General features: G+C 64.4%; 27 protein-coding genes. 10 read left to right on the top strand and 17 right to left on the bottom strand.

Annotation, left to right across the window (positions count from 1 at the left end):
* Positions 1 to 84: 84 nt before the first annotated feature.
* Positions 85 to 771, bottom strand: coding sequence for a chitin-binding protein (locus MAAFP003_RS17685; protein ID WP_096288951.1), 687 nt, complete (start codon positions 769 to 771; stop codon positions 85 to 87).
* 380 nt (positions 772 to 1,151) lie between these two features.
* Here MAAFP003_RS17685 and MAAFP003_RS17680 point away from each other — a divergent pair, with 380 nt between their 5' ends.
* Positions 1,152 to 1,934, top strand: coding sequence for an acyl-CoA thioesterase domain-containing protein (locus tag MAAFP003_RS17680; protein WP_096291242.1), 783 nt, complete (start codon positions 1,152 to 1,154; stop codon positions 1,932 to 1,934).
* A complete protein-coding gene (locus MAAFP003_RS17675; protein WP_096288950.1) occupies positions 1,934 to 3,484 on the top strand; it encodes an AMP-binding protein in 1,551 nt (516 codons plus the stop codon). The genes MAAFP003_RS17680 and MAAFP003_RS17675 overlap by 1 nt, the downstream gene beginning before the upstream one ends.
* A 46-nt stretch (positions 3,485 to 3,530) precedes the next feature.
* Here MAAFP003_RS17675 and MAAFP003_RS17670 read toward each other — a convergent pair whose 3' ends face one another.
* On the bottom strand, positions 3,531 to 4,151 hold the full coding sequence (locus tag MAAFP003_RS17670; RefSeq protein ID WP_096291241.1) for a TIGR03085 family metal-binding protein: 621 nt from the start codon (positions 4,149 to 4,151) through the stop codon (positions 3,531 to 3,533).
* A 94-nt stretch (positions 4,152 to 4,245) separates the two neighbouring features.
* Here MAAFP003_RS17670 and htpG point away from each other — a divergent pair, with 94 nt between their 5' ends.
* The gene (gene htpG / locus MAAFP003_RS17665; RefSeq protein WP_096288948.1) at positions 4,246 to 6,183 is read left to right on the top strand and encodes a molecular chaperone HtpG; all 1,938 of its coding nucleotides are present in this window, start codon (positions 4,246 to 4,248) and stop codon (positions 6,181 to 6,183) included.
* Positions 6,184 to 6,255: 72 nt separating this feature from the next.
* Positions 6,256 to 6,495 carry a hypothetical protein gene (locus MAAFP003_RS29685; protein WP_096288946.1) on the top strand — a complete coding sequence of 80 codons (240 nt, stop codon included), beginning with the start codon at positions 6,256 to 6,258 and terminating at the stop codon, positions 6,493 to 6,495.
* On the opposite strand, the gene MAAFP003_RS17655 is transcribed toward MAAFP003_RS29685, so the two are convergent.
* Positions 6,492 to 8,255: a DUF3556 domain-containing protein gene (locus MAAFP003_RS17655; RefSeq protein ID WP_096288944.1), complete on the bottom strand. Its 1,764-nt coding sequence runs from the start codon at positions 8,253 to 8,255 to the stop codon at positions 6,492 to 6,494. The genes MAAFP003_RS29685 and MAAFP003_RS17655 overlap by 4 nt on opposite strands.
* 296 nt (positions 8,256 to 8,551) lie before the next feature.
* Here MAAFP003_RS17655 and MAAFP003_RS17650 point away from each other — a divergent pair, with 296 nt between their 5' ends.
* Positions 8,552 to 9,853 carry an MFS transporter gene (locus MAAFP003_RS17650; protein ID WP_096288942.1) on the top strand — a complete coding sequence of 434 codons (1,302 nt, stop codon included), beginning with the start codon at positions 8,552 to 8,554 and terminating at the stop codon, positions 9,851 to 9,853.
* A gap of 107 nt (positions 9,854 to 9,960) precedes the next feature.
* On the opposite strand, the gene MAAFP003_RS17645 is transcribed toward MAAFP003_RS17650, so the two are convergent.
* From MAAFP003_RS17645 to MAAFP003_RS29680, 3 genes are all read right to left on the bottom strand, one after another.
* Positions 9,961 to 10,443, bottom strand: coding sequence for a hypothetical protein (locus MAAFP003_RS17645; RefSeq protein WP_133160870.1), 483 nt, complete (start codon positions 10,441 to 10,443; stop codon positions 9,961 to 9,963).
* 135 nt (positions 10,444 to 10,578) lie between these two features.
* Positions 10,579 to 11,433, bottom strand: a complete 855-nt coding sequence (locus tag MAAFP003_RS17640) for a GNAT family N-acetyltransferase (RefSeq protein WP_096288938.1) — start codon at positions 11,431 to 11,433, stop codon at positions 10,579 to 10,581.
* A gap of 153 nt (positions 11,434 to 11,586) precedes the next feature.
* The gene (locus MAAFP003_RS29680; protein WP_243394106.1) at positions 11,587 to 11,898 is read right to left on the bottom strand and encodes a hypothetical protein; all 312 of its coding nucleotides are present in this window, start codon (positions 11,896 to 11,898) and stop codon (positions 11,587 to 11,589) included.
* A 73-nt stretch (positions 11,899 to 11,971) separates the two neighbouring features.
* Between MAAFP003_RS29680 and MAAFP003_RS29675 the strand changes: the two genes are divergently transcribed.
* The gene (locus MAAFP003_RS29675; RefSeq protein ID WP_243394162.1) at positions 11,972 to 12,163 is read left to right on the top strand and encodes a hypothetical protein; all 192 of its coding nucleotides are present in this window, start codon (positions 11,972 to 11,974) and stop codon (positions 12,161 to 12,163) included.
* Here MAAFP003_RS29675 and MAAFP003_RS29670 read toward each other — a convergent pair.
* From MAAFP003_RS29670 to MAAFP003_RS17615, 4 genes are all read right to left on the bottom strand, one after another.
* Positions 12,106 to 12,294: an excalibur calcium-binding domain-containing protein gene (locus MAAFP003_RS29670; protein ID WP_341477098.1), complete on the bottom strand. Its 189-nt coding sequence runs from the start codon at positions 12,292 to 12,294 to the stop codon at positions 12,106 to 12,108. The genes MAAFP003_RS29675 and MAAFP003_RS29670 overlap by 58 nt on opposite strands.
* Before the next feature lie 154 nt (positions 12,295 to 12,448).
* On the bottom strand, positions 12,449 to 12,955 hold the full coding sequence (locus tag MAAFP003_RS17625) for a DUF2505 domain-containing protein (protein ID WP_096288932.1): 507 nt from the start codon (positions 12,953 to 12,955) through the stop codon (positions 12,449 to 12,451).
* 84 nt (positions 12,956 to 13,039) lie between these two features.
* Positions 13,040 to 13,792: a sensor domain-containing protein gene (locus MAAFP003_RS17620; protein WP_096288930.1), complete on the bottom strand. Its 753-nt coding sequence runs from the start codon at positions 13,790 to 13,792 to the stop codon at positions 13,040 to 13,042.
* Positions 13,793 to 13,986: 194 nt separating this feature from the next.
* A complete protein-coding gene (locus tag MAAFP003_RS17615) occupies positions 13,987 to 14,742 on the bottom strand; it encodes a sensor domain-containing protein (protein WP_096291240.1) in 756 nt (251 codons plus the stop codon).
* A gap of 100 nt (positions 14,743 to 14,842) precedes the next feature.
* Between MAAFP003_RS17615 and MAAFP003_RS17610 the strand changes: the two genes are divergently transcribed.
* The gene (locus MAAFP003_RS17610; protein ID WP_096291239.1) at positions 14,843 to 15,202 is read left to right on the top strand and encodes a bleomycin resistance protein; all 360 of its coding nucleotides are present in this window, start codon (positions 14,843 to 14,845) and stop codon (positions 15,200 to 15,202) included.
* Here the strand turns inward: MAAFP003_RS17610 and MAAFP003_RS17605 are convergent.
* The 3 genes from MAAFP003_RS17605 to MAAFP003_RS17595 form a co-directional block, all read right to left on the bottom strand.
* A complete protein-coding gene (locus MAAFP003_RS17605) occupies positions 15,173 to 16,084 on the bottom strand; it encodes a DMT family transporter (RefSeq protein ID WP_096288928.1) in 912 nt (303 codons plus the stop codon). The genes MAAFP003_RS17610 and MAAFP003_RS17605 overlap by 30 nt on opposite strands.
* Before the next feature lie 12 nt (positions 16,085 to 16,096).
* Positions 16,097 to 16,486 carry a DoxX family protein gene (locus tag MAAFP003_RS17600; RefSeq protein ID WP_096288926.1) on the bottom strand — a complete coding sequence of 130 codons (390 nt, stop codon included), beginning with the start codon at positions 16,484 to 16,486 and terminating at the stop codon, positions 16,097 to 16,099.
* 92 nt (positions 16,487 to 16,578) lie between these two features.
* Positions 16,579 to 17,709, bottom strand: coding sequence for an NDMA-dependent alcohol dehydrogenase (locus tag MAAFP003_RS17595; protein ID WP_096288924.1), 1,131 nt, complete (start codon positions 17,707 to 17,709; stop codon positions 16,579 to 16,581).
* Between the two features lie 145 nt (positions 17,710 to 17,854).
* Between MAAFP003_RS17595 and MAAFP003_RS17590 the strand changes: the two genes are divergently transcribed.
* Positions 17,855 to 19,030: a thiolase family protein gene (locus MAAFP003_RS17590; protein WP_096288922.1), complete on the top strand. Its 1,176-nt coding sequence runs from the start codon at positions 17,855 to 17,857 to the stop codon at positions 19,028 to 19,030.
* 93 nt (positions 19,031 to 19,123) lie between these two features.
* Here MAAFP003_RS17590 and MAAFP003_RS17585 read toward each other — a convergent pair whose 3' ends face one another.
* Positions 19,124 to 19,714, bottom strand: a complete 591-nt coding sequence (locus MAAFP003_RS17585; RefSeq protein WP_207768580.1) for a hypothetical protein — start codon at positions 19,712 to 19,714, stop codon at positions 19,124 to 19,126.
* A 157-nt stretch (positions 19,715 to 19,871) separates the two neighbouring features.
* Here MAAFP003_RS17585 and MAAFP003_RS17580 point away from each other — a divergent pair, with 157 nt between their 5' ends.
* Entirely contained in the window at positions 19,872 to 20,600 is a 729-nt protein-coding gene (locus tag MAAFP003_RS17580) for a 3'(2'),5'-bisphosphate nucleotidase CysQ (protein WP_096288920.1), read from the top strand.
* Between the two features lie 85 nt (positions 20,601 to 20,685).
* Here MAAFP003_RS17580 and MAAFP003_RS17575 read toward each other — a convergent pair whose 3' ends face one another.
* Positions 20,686 to 21,141 carry a hypothetical protein gene (locus MAAFP003_RS17575; RefSeq protein ID WP_096291237.1) on the bottom strand — a complete coding sequence of 152 codons (456 nt, stop codon included), beginning with the start codon at positions 21,139 to 21,141 and terminating at the stop codon, positions 20,686 to 20,688.
* A 280-nt stretch (positions 21,142 to 21,421) separates the two neighbouring features.
* Here MAAFP003_RS17575 and MAAFP003_RS17570 point away from each other — a divergent pair, with 280 nt between their 5' ends.
* The gene (locus MAAFP003_RS17570; protein ID WP_096288918.1) at positions 21,422 to 22,450 is read left to right on the top strand and encodes an amidohydrolase family protein; all 1,029 of its coding nucleotides are present in this window, start codon (positions 21,422 to 21,424) and stop codon (positions 22,448 to 22,450) included.
* 5 nt (positions 22,451 to 22,455) lie between these two features.
* Here MAAFP003_RS17570 and MAAFP003_RS17565 read toward each other — a convergent pair whose 3' ends face one another.
* Together MAAFP003_RS17565 and MAAFP003_RS17560 are read right to left on the bottom strand one after the other, a co-directional pair.
* The gene (locus MAAFP003_RS17565) at positions 22,456 to 23,361 is read right to left on the bottom strand and encodes a haloalkane dehalogenase (RefSeq protein ID WP_096288916.1); all 906 of its coding nucleotides are present in this window, start codon (positions 23,359 to 23,361) and stop codon (positions 22,456 to 22,458) included.
* A 396-nt stretch (positions 23,362 to 23,757) separates the two neighbouring features.
* Positions 23,758 to 24,957 carry a MalY/PatB family protein gene (locus MAAFP003_RS17560; protein WP_096288914.1) on the bottom strand — a complete coding sequence of 400 codons (1,200 nt, stop codon included), beginning with the start codon at positions 24,955 to 24,957 and terminating at the stop codon, positions 23,758 to 23,760.
* Positions 24,958 to 24,976: the final 19 nt, after the last annotated feature.

Here is a 24,976-nt window from a genome sequence, read left to right as displayed (position 1 = left end):
GCTTGCACACCCGGTCGGCCATCCCACGACGCCCGCCTCGCCGAATGGCGAAACGGGCGTCGTGGTGGGTCGTTGGTCAGCTATTTACAGCGGGATCCAGACTCCGAAGAACCAGAAGCCCCATGCGTTGAATCCGGGATCCCATACGGGAGTTTCCGGGTAGCCCCAGTAGTTGATCGGGCCGTAGTTCCACGGACCCCCTGGGGGCGGAAGCGGACGATCCCAGACCGGCCGAGGCGGCTCACCCGGTCCCCAAGGGGCCGGTCCGTCGCCCCACGGCGCGTTGTTGAAGTAGCCCCGATGGGGATCGCCGTGCCACGGACCGCCGGGGCCACCAGGCCCGCCCGGTCCGTTGAAGCCAGGGCCGCCTGGGTGTCCAGGTCCGCCCGGACCGCCGGGTCCACCAGGTCCGTTAGGACCACCAGGCCCACCCGGGCCGCCGGGTCCACCAGGACCGTTAGGACCGCCGGGTCCGCCCGGGCCGTGCTCGCCCGGGCCGCCGGGTCCGCCCGGACCAGGACCACCGGGGCCGCCCGGACCACCCGGGCCGCCGGGTCCACCCGGGCCAGGACCACCGGGGCCGCCGGGACCACCGGGATCGTTTGGCCCGTTCGGAGCGTGGCCGCCCCCGGGTCCGGGAGCGCCATGGCCCCCCGGGGCCGAAGGTGGTGAACCAGGAGCGGCATTTGCCAAACCGGCGCCCACGCCGAGCGCTGCCGCGCTGAAGGCGCCGGCCAGCGTGCCCGCCGCAATCAGTTGCTTGATTTTCATACTTATTCCCCCCACTCAAATTATTTGGTGGATATTCGAATGCTGACCCCCAACCCACTCGACGCTAGATAGGTTAGCTATGCGTCGGCTGTGACTGGGCCCTGCGAAGCCTTTGGCTGACCCTCGGCCTTAGGCGCCAGTCAGGTTGACCAGCGGACCAAGCGGTTTTGCGTGATTGTCAATACTGCTGTGCGCGTTGATTTTTGATGCGAACAGCGACCGCGCATCCGATGCCCGGGAAAACGAACTGTAACATCTACTGTTGCTCACCTCAGAGGAGGAATCTGGATGAAAGCCCTGTTCGCGCGGAGATTCGCGTGGTGACCGAACCGAACATTCTGGCGGATGACGTCGATGCGATGACGCCCGGGCCGTACTTCATGCGCGACGAAAGTCGTTACGTGCCAACGGCGGTAGCACGCGGTGGGTGGGGCCCGACAATGAGCGGCCATGTGGTCGGTGGCATCCTGGCCGCGGTCCTCGACGGTACGGTCGACGACGCGGACTTGCAGCCTGCGCGCCTGACGGTCGACTTGCCCGCCCCCGCTGCGCTGGAGCCGTTCGAGGTGCACACCAAGGTCCAGCACGAACGCCGGCGATTGCGCCTGGTTGAGGCGCTTCTCATCCAGCGTGGTGAACCCGTCGCGCGAGCGAGCGCGCTGTTCCTGCGGCGGGGTTCGCAGCCCGACGGCAAGGTGTGGTCACAAACCCCGCAGATGCCGCGGCTGCCCGTCGAGCTTGACGGCGACCAGCCGACGCTGTTCCTACGGACCTATGGCTGGGGCGGAGACCTGCAGAATCCCGATCCCGAGTGGGACATGACCGGACCGAAGTACACCTGGCTACATGAAACGCGTCCGTTGATCGACGACGAGCCGCTCACACCGTTCGCTCGCGCCGCGCTGTGTGCCGACGTCACCGCCGCGATCGCCAACTGGGGCACCAAGGCGCTGGAGTTCATCAACGTGGACTACACGCTGACGCTGAGCCGACTGCCCGAAGGACCTCATATCGGGCTGGCCGCGCTGACCCACTACAGCGACGACGGCGTGGCCAACGGTTCAGCCGTTGTCCTGGACCACCTCGGTCCGATCGGCAGCGCGGTGTCGGTGTCCATAGCGCACTCCGGATTTCGACCACCTTCGGACTTGCCGTCGGTCTGATGACGACCGGAACGGACGTCACCTACTGGACGTTGATTGCCGAAGCCGCACTGCGTCAGCCGGATCGGGCACTATTCGCCGACGACTATGGCCGCAGCCTGACCGCTCGTCAGCTGCACGACGCCGCTTGTGTGACGGCGGCGGCGTTCGCCGAACGGGGAATTGGCGCGGGAACCGTGGTGTCCTGGCAGCTGCCGACCACACTCGAGACCGTGGTCGTCATGGCCGGGCTGGCCCGACTCGGCGCGGTGCAGAACCCGATCATCCCGATCCTGCGCGAGCGTGAAGTCGGCTTCATCACTGGGCAGCTGTCGACGGAATTCCTTGTGGTACCTGAAGTTTGGCGGGGATACGATCACGGCGCGCTGGCGCGTTCACTGGCCTCGGCTCAGGGCTTCGAGGTCGTCGCGGTAGACCTGGCAACGCCTCCGCGGGCCGGTGAGCTGCGGTTGCCCTGTGCCGACGCCCATGCGCTCACGACGGCGCCCGGTGGCGACAACCAGTGGATCTACTACTCATCGGGAACTACGGCGGCGCCCAAGGGAATTCGTCATACTGACAGCACCGTGATCGCCGGTTCGCGCGGAATGGTGAGCGCGATGGGTATCACCGCCGGCGACGTGGATCCGATCGCCTTCCCGATCGCCCACATCGGCGGGGCCGCGATGATGGCCGCCGCGCTGATGACCGGTATGCGGCTGGCGCTCTTCGAGGTATTCGATCCGGCCGCGACACCGCTTGCTATCGCGGCACACAGCCCGACGTTCCTGGGCACCGCCACGCCGTTTTTCGTGGCTTTCCTGGAAGCGCAGCGGGCCCATGGCGATAAGCCACTCTTCGGTGCATTGCGGGGTTGCATCGCTGGGGGTGCACCGATCACCGCCGAACTGGGGCGACAGGTCCGCGAGACCTTCGGCGTGGCCGGAATCGCCAACGCCTGGGGAATGACCGAGTTTCCGGTGGCGACCTCACCACCGCTCGGCGCCGCGCCCGAGGTCCTCGATTACACCGTCGGCGCACCGGTACCGGGGGTTAGCGTGCGCGTCGTCGACAACGGCGAGAACGAACTGCCCGCGGGACAGGAAGGGGAGCTGCGACTCAAGGGGCCGCAATGCTTCCTCGGTTACGCAGACGCCGCACTGGACGCCGACGCATTCGACCGCGACGGCTGGTTGCGCACCGGCGATCTCGGGTTGATCGACGCTGACGGCAATGTCCGTGTTACCGGCCGAATCAAGGACGCGATCATCCGCAATGCGGAGAACATCTCGGCCCTCGAGATTGAAAACGTGCTAGCCACCCATCCCGCCGTCGCCGATGTCGCCGTCATCGGAGTCCCCGATTACAGCGCGGGGGAGCGGGTGTGCGCCGTCGTGGTGCCCACGTCCGCCGATGGTGTGTCGTTGGAATCCCTGGTGCAGCACTGCCGTTCGCTAGGGCTAGGCCGCTACAAGCATCCCGAACGCCTCGTCATCGTTGACACCTTGCCGCGCAACCAATTCGGCAAAGTCATCAAGAAGGACTTGCGCGAGGCCTTCGGCCGTCCGTAATCGTGGGCCGAGGCCTTGGGGCGGCACGCTGGAACACGGCGCGAGCCTACAAACCCTTAGGCGCATCGCGGACGGTCTGCGCAACGGACGCATCGCCGTCGAATTCGACGCGGGCCTCGCGCCCGACCGAGAACAGCAGCAGCTCCTCGGGCGCACCGGTCACCGTGACGGCCGGGCCACTGCCGGCTATCAGCACCGTCTTGCCCTCCGGGGTGCGCAACGCGACCCGGGCCGGAACTTTCGCCAGCGTCATCCGGGCCATCAACGGCAGCGTGCGGCGCAGGCGTTTGACCAGGGCGGGCTCCAGGACACGCGGTGCCCAGTTCGGCTGCGCGCGGCGCACGTCCTCGTGGTGGATGAACATCTCTCCAACGTTGGCCACCGGGTCGAGCAACTTCAGCGGCGAGTAGGCCGGCGGACCGGACGCGACCTTGTCCAGCAGCGTGTCCCACTCGGTCCGCCCGGCCACGTCATTTTGCACCTTCTCGGTGTGGCCGGCGAAGAACGGGATCAGGATGCCGGGTGCGGCGTCCGGACGGTATTCGCGAATCACCAGGTGGGCGGCCAGATCTCGCGTCGTCCAGCCTTCGCACAGAGTGGGTGCATCCGGTCCGACGCTGCGCATCGTCTCGACGAGGGCGGCACGTTCGCGTTGTGCAACAGACACCTGGATTCCCTTCACCGGTTGGGCTGGCCTCTTCAGGGTAGGCAGGCCGGACCCCTGCACGGTAACGATTCCCACCTCGGTAAATTTGAATCCCATGAATGCCGGTGTTGAGCAATTGGAATTCCAGGCCGAGGCGCGCCAGCTACTCGATCTGATGGTCCACTCGGTCTACTCCAACAAGGACTCGTTTCTGCGCGAGTTGATCTCGAACGCCTCGGACGCGCTGGACAAGCTTCGGCTGGAGGCGTACCGGAACAAAGACCTCGACGTCGACACGTCCGACCTGCACATCGAGATCGACGTGGACAAGGCCGCGCGCACCCTGACCATCCGTGACAACGGCATCGGCATGACGCGCGACGAGGTCATCGGCCTGATCGGCACGCTGGCCAAATCGGGCACCGCCGAGCTGCGCCAGCAGCTGCGAGAAGCCAAGAACGAGGCCGCATCGGAAGAGCTGATCGGTCAGTTCGGTATCGGCTTCTATTCGTCGTTCATGGTGGCCGACAAGGTCGAGTTGCTGACGCGTAAGGCGGGCGAGAGCGACGCCACCAGGTGGGAGTCGACCGGCGAGGGCACCTACACGATCGAATCCGTGGCAGACGCCCCCCAGGGCACGGCCGTCACCCTGCACCTCAAACCGGAAGACACCGAAGACGAGCTGCACGACTACACCTCGGAGTGGAAGCTGCGGAGTCTCGTCAAGCAGTACTCCGACTTCATCGCGTGGCCCATCCGAATGGAGGTCGAGCGACGTACTCCCCCCTCTCAAGAAGAAGGGGAAGAGGGCGGCGACGAGGTCGTCACCATCGAGACCGAGACCTTGAACTCGATGAAGGCACTGTGGGCCAGGCCGAAGGACGAGGTGTCCGACGAGGAATACAAGGAGTTCTACAAGCACATAGCGCACGCCTGGGACGACCCGCTCGAGGTCATCGTGATGAAGGCCGAGGGCACTTTCGAGTACCAGGCCTTGCTCTTCATTCCCTCGCACGCGCCGTTCGACCTTTTCAACCGGGACGCCCAAATCGGCGTCCAGCTGTATGTCAAGCGGGTGTTCATCATGGGCGACTGCGACCAGCTGATGCCGGAATACCTGCGGTTCATCAAGGGCGTGGTCGACGCACAAGACTTGTCGCTCAACGTTTCTCGCGAAATCCTGCAACAGGATCGGCAGATCAACGCGATCCGTCGCCGGCTGACCAAGAAGGTCCTGTCCACGATCAAGGACTTGCAGTCCGAGCGGCCAGAGGACTATCGGACCTTCTGGACCCAGTTCGGCCGGGTTCTCAAAGAGGGCCTGCTGTCCGACGCCGACAACCAGGACACCTTGCTGCAAATCGCCTCCTTCGCGTCGACGCACAGCGAGGAGGACGCCACCACGCTGGCCGAGTACGTCGAGCGCATGAAGGACGGGCAAGAGCAGATCTTCTACGCCACCGGCGAGACGCGGCAGCAAATCCTGAAGTCGCCGCATCTGGAAGCATTCAAGGCCAAGGGCTACGAAGTCCTAATCCTCACCGACCCCGTCGACGAGGTCTGGGTGGGCACCGTGACCGAATTCGACGGCAAACCGCTGCAGTCGGTGGCCAAGGGCGAGGTGGACCTGGATTCCGACGAGGAGTCGAGCGACGCCGAACGTGAGGAGCGGGAGAAGGAATTCGCCGACCTGCTGACCTGGTTGAAAGAGACTTTGACCGAGCACGTCAAGGAGGTCAGGCTGTCCACCCGCCTGACCGAATCGCCGGCGTGCCTGATCACCGACGCTTTCGGGATAAGTCCCGCGCTCGCGCGCATCTATCAGGCATCCGGGCAGAACATCCCGATCGGGAAGCGGATCCTGGAGCTCAATCCGGACCATCCGCTGATCACCGGATTGCGCAAGGCTCACCAGGAGCGCGCCGACGATCCGACGGTCGCCGAGACCGCGGAATTGTTGTACGGAACGGCGCTATTGGCCGAGGGCGGTGCCCTCGAAGATCCGGCCAGATTCGCCCAATTACTGGCGAATCAGTTGACTCGCACCCTGTAAGCAGGCAACACGATCTCCGTCGGTCGAAATTGCGTGCGATTGAAACTCGTCCGGAGGGGATAAACACATCGCATGCCCACGTTTCGAGCTATCGACCCACACGGCGAGATAGTCGCGGCAAAGAATTTCGACAGCGCAGAGGATGCGCACGCATGGTTTATGGACACCATCGCGGGCCGTTGCGAGCTGGGTTGGCGAATGGAAGTCGACGACCACGGGTCGTGGGCGTTGTTCGACGACACCGGGGGTTTCACCGCCCCGGCGAGCCGTCGTCCAGGCAAACGGCGTACGCCGGCGCCCAGGTGTAGCTAGTCGGCGGCGGATAACCGCTTATCCGCGCGCGTCAGGTGCACGGGGAACTCGTCACCCGGCTCGGGCCACGGCTGACGCGCCAGCATGTCCGCGACGGTGACGTAGCCTTCCTCGATCACCCCGAGTTTGGCGTCCGCGATCCGGTAGCACTGTCGTTGCGTCTGAATGGGCTGGCCCTCCAGAATGACCACCCGCACATCGCCCTCCTCGAACTGACAGCGCCGCTGCAGGGCCTCTAACAATTGCTCGTTGTGCAGGTGGCCTTCGCCGAAGTTCCAGCCGACCAGCGGACCGGCGACGACTTCACCCTCGCGCATCCGGTAGTCGGCTTCGTTGTCGACGGCGCGGGGCAGCAACCCGTTGAGTGCGCGACCATGAGTGTGCATCGACCGGAACGCGCCGGCCTTGTCGATGGTGATCTCGGCGGTCGCCTCGTCGTACAGCCTGGCCAGTTGCTTGGCCGTGAGCGCAGAGCTTTTCACGACGTTGGCTTCGATCTTCTCTTCGGCCCCGGCGCGGAAGCACCAGACGCTGGTCGCCCAGTTGCCGGCGTAGTAGCGCATCGCGGGTAGGAACGAAAATTGCTGAGGGAAAATGTTTCCCAGAATTGGAACGACGGCCAGGGCGACGACGAGGATGGCCAGCAACAGCGGTGACTGAAGGTCGGTGGCGTGAATTGCGTTGTAGTGCCCGAACAAATAGAACAGCGAGAAGATCAGGAATACATTCCACTCCAACGGAACTCCCATCGGGAGGTTGGAAATGATGTTGAGGTGAAAGATCACCATGAAGGCGATCAGGAACCAGGCCCAGCGGTGGCCGTCGGCGAAGAAGACCAGCACCAGGGGCACCAGAAATTCGGCCGTGGTGCCGCCGACATGCGCCATGATTTTCGGCACCCAGGAGGGACGTATGTCGTTGACCGGGTCCAGGTAGAGCCGGTGTTTGACCCAGTTGAACATTTTGCTGCGCAATAGCGGGTGGTTGCTGGTCATCACCGCTACGACATAAGGGAAGTGATGGTTGAGCTTGGAGGTCGCCGCTCCCCACCACAGCGCGAGCATGACGATCTTGAATCCCGCGATCTGATCGGTGAAGGGGAAAAAGAACACGAACAGGGTCAGCCAGTAGTGCTCGCCGCGCGCCGCCAAGAACACCGTTTTGTCACGCAGACCCAGTAAGGCCAGGGCGACGATCGCCGGCACGACCAACATCGGGTCGAGCAGGCCGACGTCGCCGGCCGCGGTGACCGGGCCGCCACGGCCCGGCGAGAGCAGTGCCCAGATGCCGGAGCCCAGCACGATCGCGTAGAGGGCCACGTCGACGATCGAGCGAGTATCCCCGCGGGTGAAGGGAATCACGCGTGGCCAGGGTGGCAGGCGAATCGTCTTGGGCCGCAGCCAGAACAGGAAACCTCCGATCGGAGGCCAGAACCGTGCTGTCAGCGGCCCGGATCCACAGCCCAGACCGAGGACCTCGAACAGCAGCGTGAACACCACGACCTTCTGGTACACGATCGGTTGGGTCCACCACTGCTCGATGCGATCGAGGCCGCCCAGCCCCGGGGTCAACGCGATGACCGCCGCGGCTCCGCCGGCATAGGCGGCCATTTTCAGCACATACAGCAGATAGATCGCCGACGGCGTGCCGAAGCCGTGTTCCACCCAGTGCCGGGTCACCACTTGCATCCGCGCGGACCGAGGCAGCGTGGGCCAGGTGTCGTGGTCGACGTCGGGAAGGTCCGGCGTGATGAATCCCATGATGGCCCCGTTCCGCGTTGAACCTGGTAGGCGATTACTCAATGTAGCGCCACCACGCGATTTGGTCGTGGATGCCTCGATCGAAACTCGATTGGCGAACGACAACACCCATTGCCTTCTGGGGTCGAGCTTGCCGTGCGTCTTCGCTGGCACGTCGCTGCGAAATAGGCTGTCGTGACACGATTGCCATCGCAACCGCGCACGAAATCGCGCAATGCCAAAGCGAATTCAGCAACGCCACTTTTGCGTACTCACGCGATGGCCGTTCGGCCGATGGTTTTCAGCGAGAGGGCGACATGAGTTCAACGACAGAACAGGTAGTGCGCGCGCGCCGTCGCACCCCGCTCAACCGCTCACAGATCGTGGGCTTTTGGGGGGCATGGACCGGTTGGACGCTCGACGGGATGGATTCGTTCATCTACGCGCTGGTGTTGACGCCCGCGTTGACTGAGTTGTTGCCGCGCTCGGGCATTGCCGCGACTCCGGCCAATGTCGGGCTGGTGGGCTCGATTTTGTTCGCCCTGTTCCTGGTCGGCTGGGGTCTGTCCTTCGTCTGGGGGCCGATCGCCGACCGCTTCGGGCGAGCCAAGGTGCTCGCGGCGACGATCTTCACCTTCGCAATCTTCACCGGGCTTTCCGCCATGGCGCAAAACGTCTGGGAGCTTGCCACCTTCCGATTCATCGCGGGGGTCGGGATCGGCGGCGAATGGGCGCTTGCCGGGACTTATGTGGCCGAGGCGTGGCCCGAGGATCGACGCAAAATGGGCGCTGGCTATTTGCAGACCGGTTACTACGCCGGCTTCTTCCTGGCCGCAGCGCTCAACTACACCGTCGGCGTCCAGTTTGGTTGGCGCGCAATGTTTCTGACCGGTGCATTGCCGGTCGTGATCGCCATCCTGATCCTGACGCGAGTCAAGGAGACCGAGAAGTGGCAGCGGGCCGACGCCGGCAGCCCGGTGCGCGTCAACCCGTTGCGCGAAATTCTCGGCGCCCGTTACCGGCGCCGCACCTGGGTGGCGTGCGCGCTGCTAACGATTGCGATCGTGGGCTTATGGGCGGGCACGGTGTACGAACCGACGGCCGTGATTCAGCTCGCGCAGCATGCCGGTCTGGGCAAGAGCGACGCGACCAAGACCGCGTCGTGGGCGACGGGCCTGTTGTCGATCGGAACCATCCTGGGCTGTCTTGTCTTGCCCCTGATCGCGGAGCGCGTCGGACGCAGGAAGACGGCCGCGTTCTATTTTGCCGGAATGGCGGTCGCGATCACCGGCAGCTTCGGCTGGGCGTTTTATCTGCCCAACGGCCTCGGGCCGTTTATCGGGTGGCTGTTCGTGCTGGGCTTCTTCGGCGGTAACTTCGCGCTGTTCAGTCTCTGGCTGCCCGAGCAGTTCGAGACACGGGTGCGCGCAACGGCATTCGCATTCTGCACGTCATTCGGCCGTTTCGTCGGGGCCGGCGTGAACTTCGTGCTCGGCGCCGCGGTACTGCACACGCACACCCTGGGCTTGCCGGTTGCGTTGACGGCGATCGTATTCGTGGTTGGGCTCCTGATCATTCCGCTGGCGCCCGAGACGCACGGCGAGGTGCTGCCGCAGTAGGGGAGTCGTCGCGGTACTCGGCGCGCCAGCCGGGAGTAAACGACCTCGTTACGCAGGTCTTCGAGTCGGTGGCCACCGGCATGACGGTCAGCCGTTCGGGGTGATCGTCAGATGCCGTCGACCTGAAGCAGCGCGTGCATTTTCAGTGTCGACTGGGCGTGGGCGACAAAGCGTTTCCGCGCCTCGCTCAGCTCGGCGAGTCGGGTGTCGACGGCGGCGCGAGTCCGCTGAATGTGTTCGGTGGGAGCATCGGATCGGATGGTTTCGCGGTGGGCATTGGCGGGTTCGACCACTTGATCGGCCGCGTGACGGATCTGCGCGCAGGTGTCCGCCAGTTCAGGAAATCCGATGAGGCTCAGGCTGTCTGCTGTGGCTGACAGTCGCCGGATTTCACCCGCAAGAGTGAGCATATTCTGGGTGAACACGTCGTCGTTGGTGGCGAATGAGCGCACGTTGTACAGGCGGTCGATCTCGAATGCGTGCCCGGCGGCATGCGATCCGAGCTGCAATAGCGTTTCTCGTAACCACTTGTGATGATCGAGCATGCGCGCCGATCGGATGGCGGCGCGGCTGTTCTTGTTGTTGATCATGACGCCGAGAAATGCGGTCGCGGTGACGAGTATCGACCCCAGCAGGGGCAGCCAGGGTATCCACCATTGCGTGTTGTCCATGGTGTGCCAGTATCCCTGGTCCGCGCTCGCGGCAGGACGGGTTTGCAGCGCTCGTCAATAACCGATCGACGCCAGGAAGGAACCGCGCGGCTCTTGGTAGTAACCAAGCGCCATCATGTTCAGCAGGTAGACGACGCGCAGGTCGTGGTCGAAACACCATCGCAACAAGTCGGCGTTGCGCAACGGAACAAGAAATCCGTTCCAGGAGAACTTCTCTGCGTCGGCGATCAACGCCTCGATATCCTCGTTGCTCACGGCGACGGAGTGGCCGGTGAACCCGACATCGGTCGTGTAGCCGGTTATTTGGCCGTCGCGCTCGACGACCTTGGCCGATCCCTGTGCGATCGCATCGCGCAGTTCGCCGCTTCGATCATGGCCGTGCACCTGTAAGCAAAGCTTGTCGCAGTCCGCCAGATCCCCTTCGTGAGCCCTGCGCACGTCAAATCCGTTGATCTGCATCAATAGTGGCTTGCCCTGAATTGCGGCGAGGGGCTCACGGGTTTGAAAGCCCAGCTTGGTGTAAAGGCTCATCGAACGGTTGTGATACGCAACCTGTACCAGCCGCACTCCCGATGCCTGCTGCTGGGCGCTTCGGTCCAGCACGGCCTGCATCAGGGTGCGACCGACGCGGCTGTCCTGGGCATCGGTAGCCACGCTGAGGGGACCGACTCCGAAAATCGCGGAGCGCTCGTCGAGAAAATTGCTGCCAATGATCTGACCATCGGATTCGGCTACGACACTGAAGTATCCGGGGTGAGGCTGCAACGCACCGACGAGATCGTGAGCATGTTGGACCGAGGGAAAGTCCGACGGAAAGTTGTGCCTGGCCGCGATCGCGTTGAACGCCTTGTAGCAGATCCGCGCGGCCGCATTGGTGTCTGCCTGTGTCATGGTGCGTATGCGGGTCATCTGTTGTTCCTCTATCCGTCGCCTGCACTAACGACGCAGCCTACCTAGTTGACCAGCGGCCAAACACCCTGCGGTTGAAAGGTTTACCCTCCGAGAAGGAAGCCAGTTCCTCTCAACGACGCGAAAACACCAGGGGGAGAACCAGGTACGTGTCTAACTGCCGACCACGAAACAACGGCCACTGCTCGACGCGAGCAGTACTTCCTGAACGGCGGACTTATCGATGGCCGGGAATTCGAAGCGATGTGTCTGTTGGCCGGCCGCGATTGCGGCATCTTGAGACTCGTTGGTGCCGTCCTTCTTGCGCACTATTGCCGTGACCTTGTCCGGCTTCGACATGTTCTGCGGCTCGTGGAAGTACCAGACTTCGATGCCCGCCCCGGCTGAATTCGATTGCCAGCCATCGGAGTAATAACACGCAGGATTCCCCTCGGCGTCCGGCGGCGGTGGAGTGCAGATCGACAATCCGACACAATCGGGCGGTGCGCTGCTCGTAGCCGGGGGAGCGACGGTCGTAGTGGCAGGGGGAGAAGCGGCAATGCTGCTGCTGGCCAATGGTTTCGCCGAACTCGAGCCGGACGTGCTCGGGCCGGACGCCTGGTGCGAACCGCACGCCGTCACGGCGACGCAGCACACGCCGATGGTGGCCTTCAATCGGAACATGGGTACCTCTCAGTGGCAGATTTCGCAGGCAATGCCGTCGTTGTCACGGTCAAGAGGAGCCCGATAGCCCGGCTGTCCCCGATAAATCGGAGCCGCACCGGCATCGCAGGCGGCCTTGCAGTTCGGGTAGTAGACGCTCGAACCCGTCGTCGGTGCAGGAGACGTGGTGGTGGACGGCGCAGCGTGGGCTGGGGGCATCCCCGCTATCCCTGCCGCAATAGCTCCCACGGCGAACATCTGACGAAGCATTGGGCAAAGCCTCCCATTAGCCAGGCAGCGTTGGTTGCTAACGAGTACAGAGCTAACACCTCGACGCACTCGCATGGCAAGGGGCGAGCGCCGGGCAGTAGGCCTAGGAGTGGTCGGCGATCCAGGTGGTGGTGAAGCGCTGCACCGCGGGGATGCTGTCAGACAAACCCGCGCCGAGAGTTTTCTCCAGTTTGCCGCCCACCAATGGGATTTTCACGTGCACGTTGACCGCGAACCGCAACTGTGTGCCGGCACCGCTGGGCTCCAGCCATGCTTGTGCGCGGGCCCCGCCTACCCCTGGCGAAGTCGAGACGTTGACCTGCCCGAGAACCTGGCCGTCGCCGTTGGGTTTCCACGTCTCCTCATGGACGAGTTTCAGCTCGCCAGGTGCGAATTTGGCGACCGGTCCGGGCAGCAGCTGGCGTCCCACGTGCTGAGTAACCCGCACTGTCACCCTGCCGGCGGGGTCGACATCCAGCGAGTCCAGTGTGGTGGTCGCGGCGTCCCCCAGGGCGATCCGGGCCAGCCAATAGGCCTCACTACTGAACGCCGCGTGGATTTGGTCAACACTGGCGGGCGATTCGGTCAAGATGTCGAATGAGCGCGGCATAGCATCCCATTCTTACCAAAGTCACTGTCGTTTTGTCGGGCTTGCTCGAATCGCCTGAACGCCAGGGGAACTGACGCGCGATGATTACTGCTTGTCGACTTTGGCCGCGATCTGTTTGGCGGCGCTGACGCCCGCGTCCCCCGGATCCTTACGGCATGCCTCAGTGTCGATCACGACGTTGTTGCGGACCGTCAGCGCTCGCTGACAGGTTTGGCCCATCGACTCGGTGCCCTTGCTCAGGGTCACGCTCACGGTCGTGCTCAATATTCCGTTGCTGTTGGAAACGGGTCCCACCTTCCACTGAATATCCGGTGCGTCCGGGTCGCCGCCGCTGGGAACGGTTTCCTGGTGGTTGGCGCAGGCGGGCCAACGCTGGGCCGACGTGTTGAAGAAGGCGTTCGCCTGGTCGGCGGACGGAAACAACGCCACGAATTGGCTGATGTCCGGGTTCGGATCGGTCGAACCCTCGGGAATCGGCGCAATGTCACGTTCGCCGTGCACCGCGGTGTTGCCGCTGCCCGTGTAAATGGGCGTCAAGCCCACGCCGGTGATGTAGAGGCACTCGGCGGGGAATTTGTATCCCTTGGGGAACACCTCAGTGCTCTTGTCCTCTTGGAGCGTGTCGAACGATTTGTCGTTCTTCGACCCCGTGACGCCCAGAACACTGTCTACCTCGGCGGGAGTGAGCAACAGGCTCGGCAGTGCGGCCTGCGCCAGGGGAGGCTTCGACGAAGTGGTGGTGGTCGACGAAGCTGTGCCACCGCCGTTGCTACCGCCGCAGGCAGCGACCAATATCCCGGTAGTGACGACGGCGGCGGCGACGGCAAATGGGCGCATCGTTGGTGCCTTCCTGCTCGAGTCGACTCGACAGCGTTGCGAGCATGGTGCGCGTCGGCCGGTCAGAGGGTGTTTGCGGATGGAGCATACGACAGCTTCGCGGGTCCTGGGGTGTTTGCGGGCAGCGGGACGCATCCAACACGCCAAGCGAGATGGCAGAGGGAAACGCTGAATTCGTGCGGACGGTGCAACGTCTACTGTTTGTCGACTTTGCCGGCGATCATATTGGCGATGTCGACGCCCACGTTGCCCGGGTTTTGGCGGCACCCGTCGACGTCGATCGCGACGTTGTTGCGTACCGTCAGCGCCCGCTGGCAGGCCTTGACGATGTGCTCGCCATCCTTGGTGAGGTTTACCGACACGGTCGTGCTCAGAACTCCGTTTTCAGTGGAAACCGGTCCGACCGTCCACTGGAAGCCCGGGGAGATCGCGCCGTCGGGAACAGTGCCTTGGCGGTTGGCACACGCGGGCCAGCGCTGGGCAGAGTTGTTGAAGAAGGCGTTCGCCTGTTGGGCGGACGGATACAGCACCACATACTGGTTTGCGTCGGGACTGGACTCAGTCGACCCGCCGGGGGAGGGCTCGGTAATTCGCTCGCCGTGTACCGACGTGCTCCCGCTGTTGGCGAATACCGGTGCGAGGGCAGGTCCGGTGATGTACAAGCATTCCTCCGGGAACCTGAATCCCTTGGGGCCCATTCCGGCGGTTGGGTCTTCTTGCAGCGAGTCGGACACCTTGTCGGTCCTTGAGCCGTTAACCCCCAGAACGTTGTCGACTTCGGCCGGAGTGAGCAAGAGATCCACGAGTGCCATTGGCGCAAGTGCCTGTTTCGACGAAGTCGTCGCGGTCGACGATGGGAAAGAGGTGCCGGTGCCACCCCCGTTGCTGTCGCACGCCGCCGTCAGCATCACGGTGGCGGCGACTGCGGCGAAGGCCGATAGCTGACTCATCATTGAGTGCCTTCCTGCTGCGGTCGACTCGGTGGAGCATACGACAGCGTTCGCCGGCGCGATCAGCGCGACGAGCTGACAGACTCACGGTGTGCCCGAAATCGATTTCGCCTCGGTAGCCCCGATCGTTCCCGTTCGAGATCTCGACATCGCCTTGGACCGTTACCGCCGACTCGGCTTCGATGCCCGCAGCTACGAAGGTCCCCAGCGTTACGGCTTCGTTGACCGCGGCGCGGTGTCGATGCACCTCAGCGAGTGGGCCGAACACGATCCGCTGCGCACGGCATCGAGCGTGTACTTCTATGTCAGCGACGCCGACGCCCTGTACGCGCAGTGGGCCGCGCTGAAGGATCTCGAGGGCCGTTTGGTGGAACCAGTCGATACGCCTTACGGCTTAAGGGAATTCGCCTACATCGATCCCGACGGGACCTTACACCGGATCGGTTCGCGGCGACGCTGATCGCGCGTCGACGGACGGATCGGCGGCCGGGGTTCCGGCGGCCTGGCTGTGTGCCAGCGCCACCGCCGCGGCGATCATCACCGCGACCGAGACACCGAGCGCAACCATGCCGACGTGGTTGGTGCTCAACGTCTCGCCCAGCACGGTGACGCCGAGCACCGAACCGACGAGTGGCTCAGCGACCGTCACCGCGGGCAGCGACGCGGTCAGCGAGCCGGCCCGAAACGCCGACTGCTCCCAGGCCGTCGCGGCGATCCCCAGTACCGCCCACACGTACAACTCGGGGGTTCGCAACAACTCCGGAATGCCGCGGCCGAGTTGGTCGACCACACCCTTGGTCAACACCGAGAAAAGCCCCCACAACGCTCCCGACATGAGCCCCAGCAGCAGCGCGCTGAGCCAGCCCGAGGTCAACCGAGCGCCGATCACACACACGATCAAGGCTGGGCCCAGGATCAAAGCCACGATCGTCCATGTCTTGATGGACCCACGGGGAGTGCCGGCCTGCGGATCCCCGACCGTCACCACCACCGCGACGGCACCAACGAGGAGGAAAGCCCAAATAGCTTGCCAGCGTGAAATTCTGCGGTGATTTGTGGTGCTACTGATGATCAGCGCGAACAGCAGCGACGTCACCGACAGCGCCTGCACGAGAACCACCGAACCCAGGCCGAGCGCCGCAGCCTGCAACCCGAACCCGGCGGCGGCCACGAGACTGCCCAGCCACCAACGTCGATCGCGCAGCAGCCGATGGAACAGCGCCGGGGTGCTGACCGGTTTGTCGGTTACCTGCTGGGCGGATCGCTGTTCCAGGACGTCTCCGATGCCGATCATCAGCGCGGCCGCCAACGCGAGCAGTACCGCGAGTCCGGTGGTTTTCACCTGACGCTCCGGTCAGCTGTTGCGCATGATCTTCAACGCGGTGGTGATCATCGGAATCTGAAGCGGCAGCCGGGCGAAGGCGGCAATGCGCATCGGCCACGGCTTGTTCCACCACAACCGGCACATGTTGACGTTGGCCGGGAACACGCCGATGTACAGCAGGACGGCGGCCAGTGCGGCGAACCGCCGGGTCTGTCGCGGCACCAGCAAGGCGCCGGTGGCTATCTCGGCGACACCCGATGCGTAGGTGTAGAAGCGCGGATCTCCCGGCAGCTCGACGGGGACGATTGTGTCGAACGGTTTGGGGGCGAGGAAGTGCACCGTGCCGACACTCATCAACATCGCGGCGACTCGGTATGCGGCGTTCTGGGCCTCACGCTGGGCTACGGGGGTGGTGGTCATGGACTCATTGTGCTCACGCCGCGCGAACGTCGAGTTATCGGGGGGAAATGTCACAGTCGCCCAACATCTCGACGTTGGCGCACCAGGTGCGATCAAACCCTGTCGGCGTCGGTGAATCGGATGACACCACGGATGTTGCGCCCCTCAAGCATGTCGCGATAGCCGTCGTTGACCTGCTCGAGGCGGTATTCGCGGGTCACCATGTCGTCGAGGTTGATGTGACCTAGTTTGTAGAGCTCGAGAATCGCCGGGATGTCGTGTTGCGGGTTGCCTCCGCCAAAGATGCTGCCCTGCAGGCTTTTCTGGAGCAGCGACAGCCCGGCAAGATTCAGCGTGACATCGGTGTCCAGCACGCCGCCCATCGCGGTGAGGCAGCACACGCCGCCCTTGGCGGTCAGGCCCATCCAGGATTCGACTTCGCTGCCCTCGGTGCGGCCGACGGTGACGATCACCTTGTGGCACATGAAGCCGCGTGTCGCCTCCGCGATGCGACCGAAGGCGCTGGCGACATCGGCGAAAGCCTGTGTGGCGCCGAACTTCAACGCCTGCTCACGCTTCCAATCAAACGGGTCGATCGCGAATATCCTTCGGGCGCCGGCGATTCGGGCACCTTGCAACGCGGCGACGCCGACACCACCGATTCCGATGACCGCGACGTCCTCACCGGGTTTGACCGCCGCGCTGCGGACCGCCGAACCATAGCCGGTGGTCACCCCGCAGCCGACCAGGCAGGCGACTTCGAACGGGATCGTCGGATCGACCTTGACCACCGAGGTGTGATGTACCACCACGTAGGGCGAGAAGGTGCCCAGCAGCGACATCGGCAGGACGTTGTGCCCTCTGGCGGTCACCCGAAAGGATCCGTCGGATACCGATTGGCCCGACAGCAGGCCCATACCGAGGTCGCACAGGTTGCGCAGCCCGGTCTGGCACGGCTTGCATGTCCCGCAGGACGGGATGAACGACATTACCACGTGGTCGCCGACGGCCAGATTCTCGACGCCCTCGCCGATCTCGGTGATGATCCCGGCGCCCTCGTGGCCGCCCAGGACCGGAAAGCTCGGGATCGGGAAGTCGCCGGTCAGCAAATGTTGGTCGGAGTGACACAGGCCGGCCGTCTCGAGCGCAACGGTCACCTCGCCGCGGCGGGGATCGCCGATCTCGATCTCATCGATCGACCACGGCTCGTTCAACTCCCAGACCAGCGCACCTTTGGTCTTCAACGGTCGGCCTCCGTTTTACCCGAAACGCTTAATTGTTAGCGCCGTCACAGACCCCGGCGTACCGAATTTAGACCATTACTATTGCCTATACAGTATTTGATACGATTCGCGTCGTCTGACCGCCCACCGCAGCGAGGTTAAGAACATGGGAACACCCGTCATCGTCGGAGCTGTCCGAACGGCCATTGGCCGGTCGTTCAAAGGGACGCTGGTCAACACACCGCCGGAGACGCTGATCACCGCGGTGCTCCCGGAGGCGGTCCGCCGGTCCGGCGTCGACCCATCAGAGATCGACGACATCATCTTCGCCGAATCGCATTATGGCGGTGGCGATTTGGCCCGCTATGCCGCGACAGCTACCGGTCTCGAGCACGTTCCCGGTCAGTCGGTCAACCGCCACTGCGCGGGCAGCCTGACGGCAATCGGCAACGCCTCGGCGCAGATCGGCTCAGGTATGGAGCGGGTGCTGATCGCCGGTGGTGTGCAGTCGCTGTCCATGACGCCGCTGACGAACTGGCGCATCCCGGGACCTGAACTGAAGTTCGAGGAGCGGTGGATGCCGCCGACGCACGTCGAGACGCCGGATGCGCCCGCCAAGGACATGTCGATCACCGTGGGTTGGAACACCGCGCAGAGCGTCGGCATCACCCGCGAGGAGATGGACGCCTGGGCGGCCCGCTCGCATCAGCGCGCCGTCGCGGCCCAGGACGCCGGCAAGTTCGCCGACGAGATCTTGCCGCTGAAGATCACCCAGTTCGACGGCTCGGTCACCGAGTTCGCCGTCGACGAGCACCCGCGTCGTGACACCACCATCGAGAAGCTGGCCGGCCTGAAGGTGCTGCACCCGGAGATCGAAGGCTTTTCGATCACCGCGGGCAACAGCAGCGGTACCAACGACGCCGCCGCGGCCGTCGCGCTCGTCGACAGCGATTACGCCACGGCCAACAAGCTCAACGTGATGGGCACGGTCAAGGCGTGGGCCGCCGCGGGCGTGGCGCCTCGGGACTGCGGTCTGGGCGCGGTGAAGGTCATCGGAAAGGTGCTGCAGCGGGCCGGCCTGTCCCCGTCGGATGTGGCGCTGTGGGAGATCAACGAGGCGTTCGCCTCGGTGCCGATCGCGGCGTGCCGGGAGTACGGCCTCGACGAGGAGAAGGTCAACTTCTCCGGTAGTGGCTGCAGCCTTGGCCACCCCATCGCCGCCTCGGGGGCCCGCATGGTCACGACCCTGGTCTACGAGCTGGCTCGCCGCGGCGGCGGTATCGGGGTTGCCGCGATGTGCGCCGGCGGTGGCCAGGGCGGCGCCGTCGTCGTCGAGGTCTAAGCGAGTTTCGCTTGCCGAACGTGCTCTGACGGTGAGATTCTGCCGATTTTTGCGTCCTGAGAGCACGTTCGGCGCGTCTCGTTGCCGAGATGTTCAGTTGCAGAACGTGTAGCCGATGAACTCGGTCTGGTGGGTATCGCTGGGCGAGTAGTTGACGAAGTGCACCGCGGGCATCCCTTTGTACTGAGTGTCGATCGGTTGCGCATTGGGCGGCGGGACGTCCTTCGGGAAGGCCATGATCATGTCGCTGAAGATCCTGAGGCCGACCACGCAGATGGCATCCGGACGTGGTTTCTGCGCATTCCACGCATGAACGACAACCGGTTCTGTGAGTTGGGTGCCGGTGGCGCAATTCGGATCGCACAATTTGAAAACGGCGGTTCCGGTCCCGTCGGCGCCCTGCGGTCCCCAAGAACTCCATGACATGTCTTGCAGCGCAACGGCAACGCTCGCGCATCCCAGGACATTGAGCTTTTTCGGACGTGCGCTCGGCTGGACCGACGGGTTGTAACAACCCGGGAGGGCGTAGCTGTCCGGCGGGGCGGGTGGTTGGCTGGTGGACTGGGCCGTCGTGCTGTGTTGGCCCTGGGTCAATTTCACGCCAGCAAAGATCAGCACACCCACCAGTAGAAGGGCCACGACGATGCCGATCGCCGTCAGCCGCCCCCGCGGAATGTGCCGCAACCCGCCCGTCGGAGAGACGTTGCCGCTCACGTTCTCCAGGTTATGTCAGAAGCCGGTGGTGGGTGCCGACTGCGCCAAGCCAGCTGGCACGGTAAATTTGGTCAACGCTACCAACATAGGGAAGTATGAAACTCTCGCGACGGGTTAGGAGTAACCGATGAATGACCACGCACTGGCTGCGCGCTTGGCCACCGAGGCGGGGCAGCTGTTGCTCGGGGTGCGCGAGGAATTCGCCGACGCCGACGCGAGCGATCGGAAAGCGGCGGGGGACAAGCGATCCCATGACTTTCTGATGCAAGCACTCGGCGCTGAACGACCCCAGGACGCCGTGTTGTCCGAAGAGGGCGCCGACGACCCAGTGCGGCTGCGCTCGGAGCGGGTCTGGATCGTCGACCCGCTGGACGGCACGCGGGAATTCTCCGAACTGGGACGCGACGACTGGGCGGTGCACGTCGCGCTCTGGCAGGCCGGTGAGCTGGTCGCCGGCGCCGTGGCGCTGCCGGCCCAGGGTGTCACGTTGGCGACTCCCGACGTGGCCGCCCCGCCCGCCGCCCCGGCCAAGCCGCGCATTGTCGTATCACGAACTCGTCCACCGGCTATCGCGTTGACTGTTCGCGACGCGTTGGACGGCACACTGGTCGAAATGGGTTCTGCCGGAGCTAAAGTCGCGTCGGTCATCCAGGGGCTGTCGGATGTCTACGTACACGCCGGCGGACAGTTCGAGTGGGACTCGGCCGCCCCCGTCGCGGTGGCGCGTGCGGCCGGCTTGCACACCTCCCGCATCGACGGGTCGGCGCTGCTCTACAACCAGGCTGACCCGACGTTGCCTGATGTGGTGGTCTGCCGCCCCGAGCTCGCCGAAGCGGTGCTGGCCGTCACCGGTTAGCGCCGCCGAATTGATGCAGCCCCAGGTGATGTCCGACTGAGGCTGATTATTGCGACCCGCTGTCAGATGAATCTGCCCAACGGTACTACCTGCTGCGGCTTTGCCTTCGGCGCCGACGGCCTTTCGCCTCTTCGGTCCACTCCTTTTCGACGCGTCCGATCTCCAGCGAGAGTTGCATCAGAGTCGGGTTATCGCAGTGGACTTCGTGGGCGGTGCGAAACTTGGCGGCTTCGCCGGTGATCGATAGATGGGGCCGCAGGCCCTCGAACCACTCGTCGCCGACGACGTTGGGCGGGTCGTCGACGCGAGGGCCGCAGGACCACTGTCGGTAGGCATCTCGAGCCCCGGCCAAGCCGCTGCGCCACTGTTGGATCGCTTCGCATCGCTGCGAATGTATCTGGCACCGCATCTGATGCCGGTTGGTGCCGCTTATCGCCATGCCGGGGATCAGGTTGTCGACGGTCGACTTAGCAATGCCCGCGATGCCCATGGCCGAAGCGCCCACGACCGTGCCCATCAGGCCCATCGTCATCATGTCCATTGGCTGATCGTTGCACTCGGGAACCCCCGACAAAAGAAAACTGCCGCATTCGGTGGACACGCCGGCGCTGGTCGCCGCGCCGGATCGGGGGAGTCGATGCCATCGGCACGCCGCGAATGGTTCAATCGGTTGTCCATCGACTTCCTGGGCGGTGCGCGATCATTCCACCGGCAACGTCTGTCCGGGGACCGGCGATCGGCGATGGCGAGGACGTCGCCCCGCACTGTCAGTGCCGAACACCGCGGACCCTTGAGCGCCAATCACGTAAGGAGCAGCAACGATGCGGATCGACACGCACCACCATGCCATCCCATCCTTCTACCGGGACTTGTTACGAAAAGCGGGTGTTGACGAAGCCGGTGGCTGGGCCGTACCGGAATGGAGTCCGGAAAGCTCACTGGTGACGATGGCCGAACTCGGTGTGGCGACGGCAATTCTGTCCGTCTCCACGCCCGGGACCACGATACTTTCCAGCCCCGCCGATGCCGCCGCACTCGCGCGTGACCTCAACGACTACCTGGCTGATTTGGTTGCGGCACAAAGCGATCGGTTCGGGTTTTTCGCGACCATACCGATGCCGCACGTAGGTGAAGCCGTCGACGAGGCCGTCCGTGCACTCGACGATCTACACGCGGATGGTGTTGTGCTCCTGGGCAATAGCGTGGGGACCTACCTCGGCCAAGACGGCCAAGACGATCTTTTTGCCGCATTGGACGAGCGTTCGGCGGTGGTCTTCATCCACCCCAGCGACTTGCCCGGCGCCGCGGTGGCAGGAATTCCGCCATTTGCCGCCGACTTCTTGCTCGACACCAGCCGCGCGGCATTTCTACTGGTCCGCAATCAGATACGCCGCAAGTACCCGAGCATTAAGTTCATCCTGAGCCATGCGGGCGGATTCGTGCCCTATGCCTCGCACCGCATGGCCGTCGCGATCATGGGCGACACCGGCCGCGGCCTGACCGACATCCTGGATGACTTCGCCGGCTTCTACTTTGACACCGCGTTGTCCTCGACCGCCGCGGCGCTGCCGAGCCTGCTCGCGTTCGCGAAGCCCGGGCATGTGACCTTCGGTTCCGACTTTCCCTTCGCACCGACCGCGGCCGCTAAGCTGTTCGCGGCCGGCTTGGAAATCTACCCCGGTCTCGGCGTCGAGGCCCGCACGGCGATCGAGCGCACCAATGCACTGCGACTGTTCCCCCGTCTGGGGACGGCGGCACCGCCGCCCGCGAACTCGGCGGTCGATCAGGTCCGCCACGCGGTCAGCAGAGTCGTCATGCGCGGTATCGCGCGACTAGCCAACACCCGGTGACGGGCTCATAGCAAGGGCTTCTGCCAGGCGAGGACGCGTTCGGCCAGCTCGGGCCCGCTGTCTTCCTGGATGAAGTGACTGGCCCGGATGCGAGCGTGCGGCTGGCCGGTGGCACCGGGGACGTGCTTGATCAGGGGGCGATCCGCCTGCCCCAAGATCGGGTCGCGATCTCCGAAGATGGTCAGGAAGGGTTTCTCCCATCGGCCCAGGGCATCCCAGGCCGCGCGATTGGCCGGAACCGCCGGATCGTCGGGTGACGTCGGCACCAACTGCGGAAAAGCCCGGGCCCCGGCTTGATACGTCTTGTCCGGAAAGGGCGCGTCATAACCGGCCCGCACCTTGGGTGGGACCCTGCGGACGGTGCCCGCCGCGACGATGCGACCGGCGGGCAGCATGGGGGAGTAGCGCGCGAACGCCCGCCACGCCAGAAATCCCGGCGAGGGCTTGCGCTGGGCGGCAGGCAGAAAGCCGTTGGCCACGACGATCCGCGCGATCCGCTCGCCCTGCTCGGCGGCGATGCGCAGACCGATCAGTGATCCCCAGTCCTGGACGAACAGCGTGACTTCCTTCAGGCGGAGACGCTCGAACCACGCCGTCACCCACTCGACATGGCGCAGGTAGGTGTAATCCTCGATCCGGCTGGGCTTGTCGGAGCGGCCAAAGCCGATCAGATCGGGCGCGAGTACCCGATTACCCGCGTCAACCAGCGGCGGAATCATCGTGCGGTACAGGTAGCTCCAGGTGGGCTCGCCGTGCAGCAGCACGATCGGCGGGCCGTCGGCCGGCCCCTCGTCGAGAAAGTGCATGCGCACCGGCGGAGAATCGCTCGCCGTCACGTCAATGTAATTCGCTACGAACGGATAGCCTTCCAAGTTTTCGAATCGGGAGTCCGGGGTTCGCAGCACATCCATATTCAGCTCCTCCGGTGAACGGGCACCCCTGCTAGCCTCTCTCCGCTACGCCACTTCGTCCAGTACGAAATTTGGAGAACCTGGCAGGTCACTAAACTAGCGAATTTATGGCCATCCGGCGCGGCGTTCGGCTGATCGTGGACATCAGCGGCTACCCGGGCTCGGTGCATTGGACCGGATGCCTGTGTCGGAGTGTGTGTTGATAACAGTCGTCGTCATCGAAGCGTCCTGCCGCTGACGCACCAGCGGATGGGAGAACCGCTGCCTGCAAAAGGTGGCTTGCCCGGACGCCTCGGTGCCAAGGCGAGGTTCGTTGCCCGTCATGCTGAGCTTCCGCAACTTGGGCCGCGAAACCCTGGAATTCGTCTTATAGTCGAAAGGCGTTGTCGCGCAGTGTTACTGGGCGTCAACGAGTGCACGGCCCATGCGTGACACGGCCTCGGTGAGAATTGCTTGCGAGGTAGCGAAATTTAGCCGCACGTGGCCGGCTCCGCCACTACCGAACACATGGCCGGAGCTGAGCGCGACACGGGCGTGGTCAAGAAACCAGCGTGCCGGCCCGGACAGGTCGGCGACCACGGCGAGGCCGTTGTCGGCATCCTCGGTGAAGCCGAGACGCCGGCAATCGAGCCACGCCAGGTAAGTGCCCTGTGTGCCTTGATATTTCACTTGTGGAAGGTGTTCGGCGACCAGGTCGCCCAGTAACGTCCGATTGGCGTCCAGACCCCGCAGCAGCGCGTCGAGCCACTCGTCGCCGGTCCGGAAGGCTTCCGCGTGCGCGATGACGCCCAGGTGGCTCGGCCCGTGGCTGACCTCTTCCGGCATCCGCTGCAGATCCGCCGCCGCCTCCGGCCCGGCGATGGCCAGGGCCGCCTTGAGCCCAGACAAGTTCCATGCCTTCGAGGCGGAGGTCAGGGCGAACGCGTCCTCGGCGCCCGGAACGCTCAGGTACGGCGTGAAGCGCGATCCCGCCAGGATCACTGGTGCGTGAATCTCGTCTGCGACCACCCGCACTCGCGATCGCCGGGCGCATTCGGCCACCCCGCGCAACTCGTCGACGGTGTGAACTGTGCCCGTCGGATTGTGCGGATTGCACAACAAGTACGCGACCTTGCGGCCCGACGCGCGCGCCCAAGTAAACGCTTCCTCCAACACGTCCAACGCAATTCGGCCCTCAGGATCGAGCGGCGCCTCGATCACCCGCCGGCCCGAGTGCGACACGAACGCGTAGAACGGCGCGTACACCGGGGGATTGACGACGACCGCATCGCCGGGGTCGGTGATAAGCCGCAGTGTCTCAACGATTCCGAGCATGACGTCTGGGACGATCGTCGTACGGCTGACTTCGAGGTCGTGCCATTGCCAACGGCGCGAAGCGAATTCACCGACGGCCTCGGCGAGTGCGGTGCCCGACGGATAGCCGGTGTCGCCGATGTCAATCGCCGCGTGCAGGGCCTCGGCGACGGTTGGCGGCAGTTTGACGTCCATCTCGGCAACCCACAGCGGCAGGACGTCGGCGGGATGCGCGCGCCACTTCATGCTGGTGCGCAACCGCAGTTGTCCCAGCGTGAGTTCCTCGAGTGGATTGACCGTCATTCCCGCCAGACTAAGCCGC

It is taken from the genome of Mycobacterium ahvazicum (assembly GCF_900176255.2).
Classification (GTDB): Bacteria; Actinomycetota; Actinomycetes; order Mycobacteriales; family Mycobacteriaceae; genus Mycobacterium; species Mycobacterium ahvazicum.
Note: the sequence above shows the minus strand (reverse complement) of the source record. Positions and strands in the feature narration are given on the sequence as shown.